This is a genomic window from Shigella sp. FC1967 (assembly GCF_001743005.1).
Classification (GTDB): domain Bacteria; phylum Pseudomonadota; class Gammaproteobacteria; order Enterobacterales; family Enterobacteriaceae; genus Proteus.
On the sequence record NZ_MIIZ01000591.1, the window covers coordinates 1 to 7,041 of the forward strand.

Sequence of the window (7,041 nt, forward strand, 5' to 3'; positions counted from 1 at the left end):
ATCAAAGTATAAATTACTAACATTAGTTTACACTTAAAATAGAATTGTCATATTAGGGTAAAATGTTCATATTTTGGGTTGTAGCCAAAATAGATATGACCATACATAATAGAAAATGTATTATCTAAAACTATCATAGTGGATCTTATTTATTTAATAGGAACATCTACAACTAATGTGGATTGAAGTACAGTCGGTGAGTTATTAATTGCTTAGCCCTGATAAATAAATATATCAGGGCCAGTTAAAAAATTAACGATATCCGCTACGATGGTTTTTAGCTGACCAACTATAGGTTTCATCACTCGGGGCTAGTTTTTGTTTTTTCTTGAGGGCTTGTGCTTTTTTTGTGGCTTTTTCAACTTCGAGGGAGATTTCGGTAATAATGGAATCTTTGGTTCTGTTCATTTCAGCATTTGTTAATTCACGTCCGAACTTCTTTTTTTCTTGGGCTATTCGGGTTCTTACTCGCATTTGTTGGGCGTCTGTCATTTCTTGGAGTGTCAGTTTCTTCATTCTATTACCCTACCTATGTTGAGTGAGGAGATAGTAATATAACATTATTAATGTACCGCTCCAGCATTATATTTAGATTTAAAGTCATTAAAAATGCTGATCATAGCGAGAAAATGCATTACACACTTAAATAGAATGAATGCATAAAAATAAGAGATAAGTTTAAACAGAAAATTTAAATTAATTGAAGGAATGCGGTTTTAAATCCATCAATGTCTTGCTGTGTTGTTGCCCACGAAGTACAAAGACGTAAACAACTCAAATTAGGATCTTCAAGTAAAACACGATGAAAAACAAATTGTTGTGTTAATTTTTCTGCAATTGAGTTCGGTAAAATAACGAAAACTTGGTTAGATTCTGGTGGTGCTAAAAATTCAAAGCCTTGTGCAGTAAAGAACGTCGTTAATTGTGATGCCATTTCATTAAGGTGTTTGCCTAATTTAAAATAGAGATCATCTTTAAATAAAGCGCCAAATTGTACGCCTAATAACCAGCCTTTCGCTTGCAATCCTCCCTTTTGTTTTAAGCTAAAACGAAAATCAGTTTTTAATGCTGGATGACAAATAACTAGCGTTTCAGCTGACATTGCACCGATTTTGGTGCCTCCAATATAAAAAGCATCCGTTAAGCTGGCGATATCTTCGATAGTCAGATCGCTTTGTGCAGACATTAATCCAGTGGCTAAACGTGCACCATCAAGGTATAACCACAACTTATTCTCGTTACAGAAGTTACGTAGTGCTTGTAATTCTGCTTTGCGATAAACCGTACCAATTTCTGTGGCATTGGTTATATAAACAAGCTTAGGTTGAACCCAATGTTCATCATTATGCTCAGCAAGGATAGGTTTTAATAGCTCTGGTGTTAATTTGCCATCATCGGAAAATGTGGTAATCACTTTATGCCCTGTTGCTTCAATTGCGCCAGTTTCATGTGTCGCGATATGCCCAGTACTGACAGAAATAACCGCCTGATGTGGGCGTAAAAAATGAGAAATAGCGGTTAAATTAGTGATGGTACCACCATTAAAAAAGTGAATATCCGCATCAGGTTGTTGAATACGCTGTTTTATTGATTGAGCAGCTTGATGACAAAGCTTATCCATGCCATATCCATCATAGCGTTGCCCCACGGTATCAGTGATTGCTTTCATGACCGCGGGGTGTGCAATTTCATTATAATCATTTTGGAAGCGGTACATGTGTTCTCCTGTCGTATGTTGTGTTTTTATCGTGTTTTTATAAAGAAAAACGCTCTACATCTAATCAATAGAAAGATTGAATGTTAAAGCGTTTTAATATATTGAAAAAGTCAGTTATTTAATACTTATTATTTAAAGCAGACCTCGCCCCAACGCGCTAAACCAGCAGTAACTGATCCAAAGTCATTACCTTTAACAATTGGAATATTAGGCAGTTGTTGTTCAATAGCTTGGCATAAAATAGGTGAGCGTGCGGAGCCTCCCGTCATAAAGACAGCATCGGGTTTTATTCCTCCTTGTTGAACCGCATCATTAACCAATTCAATCATTTTGCTTTTTGGTGATTCAATAGATCCAACCATCTGATCACGTTCGATAGTTAATTCTAAGGTCTCACTTAATAATGCAATTTTAGCAATATACTCAGGAGAATCCGATAAAGCGATTTTAGCTTCTTCAGCACGTCGAACAATGCTGTAACCTAAAGTTTCATTATAGACTTCAATAAGGCGCGTTATTTTTTCTGGCTCTTTTGCGTCCCGTCTTAGCTGATTTAATACAGCTAGATTTTGACGAGAGTAAAAATCTTTTTGTGCTTCAACATTATTAATCGCAATAGGATCCCAGAACTGTTTCAGCGGTAATTTTATACCTGAAGATGTTAGTCCTGTCATACCAAATAATGGCATAAGCTGTTTAAAAGCAAGGTAAATATCAAGATCATTACCACCAACACGTTGTCCACTATGGGCAAGTAATGTCTTTGAACGGTCGGTTTTGCCTTGGTAACTTGGCCCCATTTGAATCAATGAACAGTCAGTTGTACCACCACCAATATCAACAACTAATACAGTTTGATCTTTAGTTAACGTCGACTCATATTCAAGCCCAGCAGCAACAGGTTCAAATTCAAACATAATATTCTTAAAGCCCGCTCTTTTAGCAGCACGGATAAGAATATTTTCAGCTTGTCTATTTGAAGCATCGCCGCCCAACCCATTAAAGTTAATAGGTTTACCAATAACGGTATCTGTGATCGCTTCTTGCGTGCTTTTTTCTGCTTGATGCTTAATATTTGCCATCATGGCGCAAACCAAGTCTTCAAAGAAGCTAATTTGTATATCATGTAGACCAGAAGCACCTAAAAAGGATTTTGGTGATTTAACGTAATAAACATCGCGAGGATCACGTAGATATAAACTTAGTGCTGATTGACCAAAGAGAATATCTTCAGGAACTAATTCAATACCTTCTTCTCGATTAAACGCAATCGACTTTCTTAGTAATTGTTCGCCAATGTCACTGGAAGGTTTAATATTTAAATGGCGAAATAGATGTTCAGAAACAGATTCACGGGTTGGCGCACAAAGGGTTGATGGAATATACACATCATTACCTTCTAAAGGCAAAAGAGTGGGTTTTCCCTCTTTCATCATTGCAACAGAACAATTCGATGTTCCATAGTCAAAGCCAATAAACATTCAGCCTCCCCAAAAGACTTCATTAAAAAAAGACTGAGCACTCTACATCAAGCTTTTTGCAATTACCATCAGATTATGTGGCTTAAAAGAGGAAAAATAAGTGAAGTCATACAGCACATTAGTGGCTTATAATGCAAGAAATGATAGTAAAAATAGTCATAAAACCCGCTAAAAGGCTTGTCCCAGAAAAGAGTAAAAATATGAATACAATTTACTTATGTATTATAGATATATCAGGCTATGAAGGACCTGATTTTATTTTAGGCGCTTTTGACAATAAAGACGCTGCTGAAAAAGCAAAAGCAGTATTTATTAAAGATAATCAAAGTGAAGACAATCAAATTAAAGTACTCGCAAAAAAATGACCGATGGATAAAAATTGAAGAGATAAAACTAAGCAGTTTTAGTTGTGATATTCCTCTTTCCGATTTTTATTACATTGTTTCACGATTCAGTGAAGGTTTTGGTCAAATCTATCGTGATATTGACGCTATTTTTGATAACTATGAAAAAGCACTCGCTAAATTAGAACAACTCGAAAAAGCATATGATGAATCTGATGCTTCGTTCCCTGAATATTTTGCGATTGAAAAGCGACAAGCAAATCAAATTAATGCTAAAACCGTAACGCAATGGTTAGCAGATGACTTTTTCGGTGATGAAAACCGTTTATTGTGATGATTTTCTTCTAATTTTGCGTTGATAGTCGCTATTTACACCGAATCGTTCTTCTAAGAAATCAATAAATAGCGTTATCTTAATACTCCTCTATTTTTGAACAACCAGGTTATTATTTAGATCAGAGATAAAGTCATTTTTATCACAACTCATCGTTATTGTTAAATGTGGTTTTAATCCCCCTAAATAGCAGTCAACCGAGTCAGTAAATAAATGGAATAAACACCCTACTGCAATGGCTTTTAATTTCCATGATGGCAAGAACCATATAGCTAAGTAAATTAATGCAGCCCACACAGTATGTAATGGGTGAAAACCCACACTACAACGGTTAGGATCAAAAATAGGCGTGGCTAACAGATGGTCAATATCAATCGCCATTGTTCCTATCATAAGCAATGAAGCCATCTTCCAATTCTTACCCCAAAAAAAGATAACCTAACAAAATAGGCGCTAAGAAATGTAAACTGTAGTGTAAAATTGTTCTGCTGATTTCAAATATCACAAGCTCTCCGATTCTTTAAAAATATTTGTCATTTAATTACCAAATAGTTGTTGTCTTTTTTATTTGAACTAAATTTAAAGGAGTTGTTTAATTAAGGAACTTATAATGAAAACGCAATAAAATATTGATTGGTCTGTTATCCTCATTACTCGCTGTTTCTATGGCGAGTGAAGCCTGCTCTAGTTTAGCTATACTTGATAAAAAATAATAATGTTTACCAAGGTCGAACACTTGAACTAAGTGCTGATTTTACCTTCATGGGTTACTTTATTATCCTAAAAAATACACAATTTCACAAAAGAAAAGCCCCTAATGGTGAAAATAGCCTCAGTTATAGCAATAAATATGACATATTAGCTGTCACAACAGATATTTTTTTTGATGGTGATGATCACAACTTATTACAAGGTTTAAATAGTGCGGGTTTATCATTTAGTGCAAATATGATAACAGACGCTGAATTATCACCACTTGATAAAAAGGATTATGATAAAGCGATTCCCGTCACTTCGCTAGGTGAATGGGCTCTAGCTAATTTCGCCACAGTCGAAGAAGTACAAAAAGCCGTTGAATCAGGTTATTTTTGGGCTCCGGTATTAAAAAAATTTTGGCAACCTAAAATCACCTTTTCATTATGCTTTTTATGATAAAAAAGGAGGCAGTATTGTTATTGAAGCCTCAAATGGCAAATTACACGTTTATCAAAACCCAACGCGTGTAATGACGAATGGCCCAGATTTTCCTTGGCACTTAACTAACCTTAACAATTACAGTCAATTAACGAATATTGATAAATCTTCAGGAAAACTAGCAAATATCAATGTCGTACAGCCTGATAGTGGTATTGCAATATCTCAATTGCCTTCATCCGATACATCTGTCGGTCGTTTTGTTCGTGCCGCTTATTTTTCAACCTATGCACCTAAAGCGGGATCGACATCAGAAGCGATGAATACCCTAGCACACATTATGAATCGTTTTGATAGAACGAAAAATATCACGGCTGATGTGATGGGAGAAAGTCAAAGCACAAGTAGCCAATTACAAACAGAATATACTGTTTGGACAACGTTATCTGATTTAACGAATGGTGTGATGAAAATAAGAGGCTATAACAATATAAACTATACCGAATATTCTCTTTCACAATTTAAGGATATGAATAAACCTGTTTTTGAGCAGATTAACTTGAATAAATAATTTTTTATTGCTGTATTAGAGGTTGGCAAATGATTAACACAACCTCTAATACAATAATAAAGAAATAAATATTTTAGTGTGATACTGAATTAGGTAATGCTTTATCGATGTCGCCTAATGCAAATGCTAAATCAACAGCTGCAATTTGCGCGCCTGTATAAGCATCAATCTGAGACATTTGTGCATTTAATAATGCAATCTCAGCGGTATTAATTTCGGTGACGGTTCCCAGCCCATTATGATAAAACTCAACACTGGCGGTATAGGTTAATTGAGTTGTCTCTACTAAATTTTCAGATGCTTTATTCGCCTCAAGTGCTGACTTAAGTGTATTTTCACTTATTGAAATCTCTTTTATTGCCATATCTTGGCTTTTACGTAAATTCTCTTGTGCTAACCGAATCTCTGACTGTGCATTAGCCATTCGGGATTGACGCATTCCGCCTTCATATAATGGAATACTGACTCCAATTAGGATATTAGAAGATGAGGTTCTTTGGCTAATATCAGGAAGTCCTTGCACATCAAAGCTACCTGTTCCTCCTGCAAGGGCGCCAGCAAGATAAACTTTAGGAAAATAATCTGATCCGACTGAGTCAGCGGCCTTGATGGCAGCTTGTTGTAATTCATATTGCGCTAAAACATCAGGACGTTGTGCAAGTGCTTTTTTAATCACATCATGAGTTAATGGTGAAATATCATCAGGAAGTAAATTATCATCGGCATAATTAACGGTTATTTTCTCAAAAGGTGACGCTCCAATAGCAGACAGTAAAATTTGATATTGATCTTTTTCATGACCGTTGGCTAACACGCTTTGTAATTCAACTTGTGCAACTTGTTGTTTAGCTAATGCGACATCTAATACCGTTGCTAATCCCTTCGCCCTTTTTTGTTCAACGGCATATAAAATATCTTTGCTTCTCTGAAGGGCATTTTGCGTGATACTCACTTTTTTTTTGTGCTGCACCATAACTAAAATATGCAACGGAGACATCATGAATAATTTTCTGGTGCATCAGATTAAAATTAAGGTTTGTTGCTAAAGAAGCATGCTTAGCCGCATCAACTAATGCCCCTCGTTTACCAAAATCAAAAATAAGCCATCTAAATGTGAGTGCGGGAATAAATGCACTACTCGATGTTTTTTATATCATCAACAATAGGATTTTTAGGTAAATCGATTTTTCCATGTTGATACCCTGCAAGTGCAGTCGCGGCGATTATTGGCAAATAGGTGCTTTCTACCATACCAATATCCGTGGCTGATTTTTTTGCTAACTCCCACGCGATGCGGGTATCTGGATTGTTTTGTTGTCCTAAGTCTATAAGGTCAGCTAATGCATAACTGGATTTAATTGTTTTTCCATGTTGATACCCTGCAAGTGCAGTCGCGGCGATTATTGGCAAATAGGTGCTTTCTACCATACCAATATCCGTGGCTGATTTTTTTGCTAACT

At 35.8% G+C, this 7,041-nt stretch carries 7 protein-coding genes and 3 pseudogenes; 3 read left to right on the plus strand and 7 right to left on the minus strand.

Annotated features, from left to right (window positions below; translation table 11 throughout):
* Positions 1 to 252: 252 nt before the first annotated feature.
* The 3 genes from BHE89_RS06255 to yegD form a co-directional block, all read right to left on the minus strand.
* On the minus strand, positions 253 to 516 hold the full coding sequence (locus tag BHE89_RS06255) for a YjbD family protein (RefSeq protein ID WP_069369172.1): 264 nt from the start codon (positions 514 to 516) through the stop codon (positions 253 to 255).
* Between the two features lie 175 nt (positions 517 to 691).
* On the minus strand, positions 692 to 1,717 hold the full coding sequence (locus BHE89_RS06260; protein ID WP_069369171.1) for a threonine aldolase family protein: 1,026 nt from the start codon (positions 1,715 to 1,717) through the stop codon (positions 692 to 694).
* Between the two features lie 128 nt (positions 1,718 to 1,845).
* Positions 1,846 to 3,198 carry a molecular chaperone gene (gene yegD, locus BHE89_RS06265; RefSeq protein WP_069369170.1) on the minus strand — a complete coding sequence of 451 codons (1,353 nt, stop codon included), beginning with the start codon at positions 3,196 to 3,198 and terminating at the stop codon, positions 1,846 to 1,848.
* A 131-nt stretch (positions 3,199 to 3,329) separates the two neighbouring features.
* Here yegD and BHE89_RS06270 point away from each other — a divergent pair, with 131 nt between their 5' ends.
* Both BHE89_RS06270 and BHE89_RS06275 read left to right on the plus strand, forming a co-directional pair.
* On the plus strand, positions 3,330 to 3,563 hold the full coding sequence (locus tag BHE89_RS06270; protein WP_128860352.1) for a hypothetical protein: 234 nt from the start codon (positions 3,330 to 3,332) through the stop codon (positions 3,561 to 3,563).
* Positions 3,526 to 3,876, plus strand: a complete 351-nt coding sequence (locus BHE89_RS06275; RefSeq protein ID WP_128860353.1) for a hypothetical protein — start codon at positions 3,526 to 3,528, stop codon at positions 3,874 to 3,876. The genes BHE89_RS06270 and BHE89_RS06275 overlap by 38 nt, the downstream gene beginning before the upstream one ends.
* A gap of 90 nt (positions 3,877 to 3,966) precedes the next feature.
* Here BHE89_RS06275 and BHE89_RS06280 read toward each other — a convergent pair.
* Positions 3,967 to 4,381: pseudogene (locus BHE89_RS06280) on the minus strand (DUF6122 family protein).
* Positions 4,382 to 4,541: 160 nt separating this feature from the next.
* Here BHE89_RS06280 and BHE89_RS06285 point away from each other — a divergent pair.
* Positions 4,542 to 5,581, plus strand: a pseudogene (locus BHE89_RS06285) (linear amide C-N hydrolase).
* Between the two features lie 73 nt (positions 5,582 to 5,654).
* On the opposite strand, the gene BHE89_RS25160 reads toward BHE89_RS06285, so the two are convergent.
* From BHE89_RS25160 to BHE89_RS25170, 3 genes and pseudogenes are all read right to left on the minus strand, one after another.
* Entirely contained in the window at positions 5,655 to 6,533 is an 879-nt protein-coding gene (locus BHE89_RS25160) for a TolC family protein (RefSeq protein ID WP_286145945.1), read from the minus strand.
* Positions 6,478 to 6,708 carry a TolC family protein gene (locus BHE89_RS25165; protein WP_353615108.1) on the minus strand — a complete coding sequence of 77 codons (231 nt, stop codon included), beginning with the start codon at positions 6,706 to 6,708 and terminating at the stop codon, positions 6,478 to 6,480. The genes BHE89_RS25160 and BHE89_RS25165 overlap by 56 nt, the downstream gene beginning before the upstream one ends.
* A 7-nt stretch (positions 6,709 to 6,715) precedes the next feature.
* A pseudogene (locus tag BHE89_RS25170) lies at positions 6,716 to 7,041 on the minus strand (hypothetical protein); the annotation flags it as partial.

Coding starts and splice junctions, on each gene's coding strand:
- BHE89_RS06255 (WP_069369172.1), bottom strand. CDS start 516: ATGAAGAAACTGACACTCCAAGAAATGACAGACGCCCAACAAATGCGA.
- BHE89_RS06260 (WP_069369171.1), bottom strand. CDS start 1,717: ATGTACCGCTTCCAAAATGATTATAATGAAATTGCACACCCCGCGGTC.
- yegD (WP_069369170.1), bottom strand. CDS start 3,198: ATGTTTATTGGCTTTGACTATGGAACATCGAATTGTTCTGTTGCAATG.
- BHE89_RS06270 (WP_128860352.1), top strand. CDS start 3,330: ATGCAAGAAATGATAGTAAAAATAGTCATAAAACCCGCTAAAAGGCTT.